At 63.6% G+C, this 3,070-nt stretch carries 3 protein-coding genes and 1 pseudogene; all 4 read right to left on the bottom strand.

Features of this window, described 5'->3' with window-relative positions:
- Nucleotides 1–477: 477 nt before the first annotated feature.
- The gene (locus ACGFR7_RS37215) at nt 478–639 is read right to left on the bottom strand and encodes a DUF397 domain-containing protein (RefSeq protein ID WP_393328451.1); all 162 of its coding nucleotides are present in this window, start codon (nt 637–639) and stop codon (nt 478–480) included.
- Nucleotides 636–1,316 carry a DUF5753 domain-containing protein gene (locus ACGFR7_RS37210; RefSeq protein ID WP_393328448.1) on the bottom strand — a complete coding sequence of 227 codons (681 nt, stop codon included), beginning with the start codon at nt 1,314–1,316 and terminating at the stop codon, nt 636–638. Before ACGFR7_RS37210 ends, ACGFR7_RS37215 begins: the two co-directional genes overlap by 4 nt.
- 124 nt (nt 1,317–1,440) lie before the next feature.
- Nucleotides 1,441–2,037 (bottom strand): hypothetical protein, encoded by a 597-nt coding sequence (locus ACGFR7_RS37205; protein WP_393328445.1) that lies wholly within the window; start codon nt 2,035–2,037, stop codon nt 1,441–1,443.
- Nucleotides 2,037–3,070 (bottom strand): annotated as a pseudogene (locus ACGFR7_RS37200) (acyltransferase); the annotation flags it as partial. The pseudogene ACGFR7_RS37200 and the gene ACGFR7_RS37205, both read right to left, overlap by 1 nt.

Here is a 3,070-nt window from a genome sequence, read left to right as displayed (position 1 = left end):
CGAAACCGCAATAGCCCACACCGGAAACCCTGGAAACCCACCCCCACAACCACATGCAAAAACCGCAACACACAAACCCAACTGACACACCAACACTCGAAAGGGAAGAGAATGCGTTACCGGCCTCACGATGAGGAATGCGCATCGGTCGAATATGAGGGAGCGCCCTGCACTTGCGATCTGCTGAGCGAAGGAAGCGTGAGTGACGACTTCTCACGTGACAGTGAGCCCAGTGACTATGACGGTCGCTTCGCTGGCCCCGCCCTCGACTGGTGACCGGTCAGCGGCGCGGCTGGTCATCAGGAACGAACGAAGCGGCTATACCGCCCAACTCTGCCTATAGCGACTATCAGCGGTAATACCTGTGCAATCGTCCGCGATCGGTGTCCTGTCCCCCGTCGACGGGAGCTGGTACATGATGAAACGCATCGGGCCGCCCCCACTTCGGATGGGGGCGGCCCGATGCGCTTGCTGTGGTCAGCCTTCGACGGTCATCCAGGTGGTGAAGCGCGCCCATGCAGCGCGGCCGACGAGCACCGGGCCGGCGGCCGGGGCCTTCCCATCCTTCACCGCGACGGAGCCGGCTTCGGGGCGGGCCACGTAGACGCAGTTGTCCGGGTCGCTGTGCGTGGACTTCACGTACGAGGCACCGCGCCAGCGTTGGTCCCGCATTCCGTCAGCCATGCTGTGATCGCCCTCCGCGTGTCGGTCCTGGACAGTGCCCACTTACCCAGCACTGAGAACGCAGCGTACAGGCGGGTCAGATCCTCGGGGCGAGTCGTGTACCAGCCGCCGATGATGGTTTCGAGGTGGCCAACGCGCGGCCCGTCGGCGAGCGCGTGAATCGAGAACGGCTCGGCTGTGCCGGCGGTCGACGCGTCATCCGGCAGCACCTGGACCACGATGCGCGGGTACCGGTCCGTGAGGGTGAGCAGGTGCTCGATCTGGCTCGTATGGACGTCCAGCGGAGCCACGCTCTGCGTCAGCGCGGCCTCTCCCATGAGGAACCAGGCGAACCCGCCCTGCTCCCCGCTCCAGCGGCGCAGGAAGGCTTGGGTGCGGTGCACGCGGTGTTCCGTGCGGCGGGCGACCTCGGTGTCGGGGAGGGAGGGGGTGCGGGATCGGATGGCGGCGGCGGAGTAGGCGCCGGTCTGGAGCAGCCCGGGAATCAGTAGTGGGGTCCATGCCCGGATGGTGTCGGCTGTGGCGTCCAGGGCCGCCAAGCAGTCCGTGGCATCGGCTCCCATCCCGCCGGCTGTTCGTCCCTGGTTCGATTGGTCGGGCGCACGCAGGCCGCGGACCACGTCATGTGTCACGGCAACCTCCTTGACGAGTGCGTGAGTTCGTGTGCACTCACGGTAGCGTCGTGAGACGTGGATCACACACGCGAGAGCCGTAACGCCCGAAGGGGGCGTTACGGCTCGTCAGAGGTGCCGGCGGTCAGGCGCCGATGCTGACCGCCGAGACGTAGGCGTACGCGCCCCAGTCGGAGTCCAGGTCCGTGATCACGTCCTCCCAGATCTCCTCCACCAGGCCCTCGTCCCGGGCGGCCCATGCGTCCACCAGGTCATCCCAGACGTAGCGGACTTGCAGCGAGCGGTCCGTGACGTTCGACCGGGCGCGCTTTTCGTCCACCTGCGATTGATCTACCGGGTAGATCTCGATCCGGCGGCCGAAGCCGTTGTTGTTGAGCATCTTCTTCAACTGCCCGGAACGGATGAGGTTTTCGCGGCGGCGGTCCCAGTACGCATCGTCAATTCGCTGACGGTTGGCGGGCCCCGGGGTGGCCTTTCCACTGCGCCAGGATTTCAAAGCGCGGTCGGAAACACCCTGTTGCCGCAGCGCCTCACGGCCCGCGGGACTATCGAGGTAGCGCAGCCGCGCTGCCTGCCCGCGCCGGGTCGTGATCGGCGACTTAACGCCAGACTCGTACACGATTCGATTGATCTCCTGAATCAGCGCCTCAGAGCCCTTCATCCCGCTGGCGCCGTATTTCTGCCACTCCCCCCAACGGCGCCACATGTCAGGTGCACCCATTACTTACCCCCTCCGATGGTGTATGCGTGATCCTTCTTTTCCTTGACTTCGTTAAGGCCGCGCCCCTCCGGAAATGCGGGCTTTCCATTCGCCAGCACGGCGTTCCGCCAGTCCCCCACCACATGCAGTTCATCCGTACCAGAAACCTGGACGACCAGCAGGCCGCAGGAGCGCGCCTTGTCTGCCTTACGAATAAGGTTTCCGGTCGCCTTTGCTCGGATGTTGTGCATCCAGTCTGGGCGCCTCAGATCGCGATTGGCGGAACTTTCTCCGATGGTGGACACAAACTTAGAGTACATGGCTTTCACGTACTCCACTGCGATTTCGTTACCTTCCTCGATGGCGGTTTCTCTGGCCTGCACCAGGGCACGGCGCAGCTTTTCGAGGAGGTTTTCCGTAGCACCCGAAACGAGTGATTTCCGGATGACGGGGTGCTCACAAAGCCCCTGGTCAGCGGCCCAAATGAGTGTCCGCAGCAACTCTTCGGGTACCCATACGTCACCGGGTTCTTTGCGGCTCCCCATGGGGTTAGGGAGATCTGCGTTATCCCATTCGGGTGGCGCAATGAGGTGCACCCCGGACTTCTTCGGGTTGTGCACTCCGCTTGTGTCTTCGATCAGTCGACCGATGGGCAGCCAGCATTTCATGCCGGACAAGTATGCGGCGTTCATGTCCAGGACGGACACCTGTAGCGGATCGGGACTCTTGAACAGTTTCTCATTTCGCCATTTTGGGCGCCCCTCCCAGATCTGATCAGCGCCTTTCTGGCTCTTCTTCTTGAGCACGTCATCCGTGGGAGGGAATTCGCTGTGCTCGTATCGACCACCCACACGCGACCGGCGGAATAGCTCCATCACGTCCGGGATGGCGGTTTTGATGAGCGCTTTCTGAGCCTCTTCGATGTCCCCTTCCGCGTCACGGATGGCTTCCTGTACGCGGTCCGTGATGGTGGACACGAGGGAGTCAGGGGCGTATCCCGGCGTACGTCGGGGCCCGTGAACCACGTCAGCAGGGGAAGCTGCGGGCGCGGCCT

The sequence above is a fragment of the Streptomyces sp. NPDC048516 genome (assembly GCF_043199875.1).
Lineage (GTDB): Bacteria > Actinomycetota > Actinomycetes > Streptomycetales > Streptomycetaceae > Streptomyces.
The sequence above is the reverse complement of the archived record's forward strand: the minus strand, read 5'-3'. Positions and strand labels throughout refer to the sequence as shown.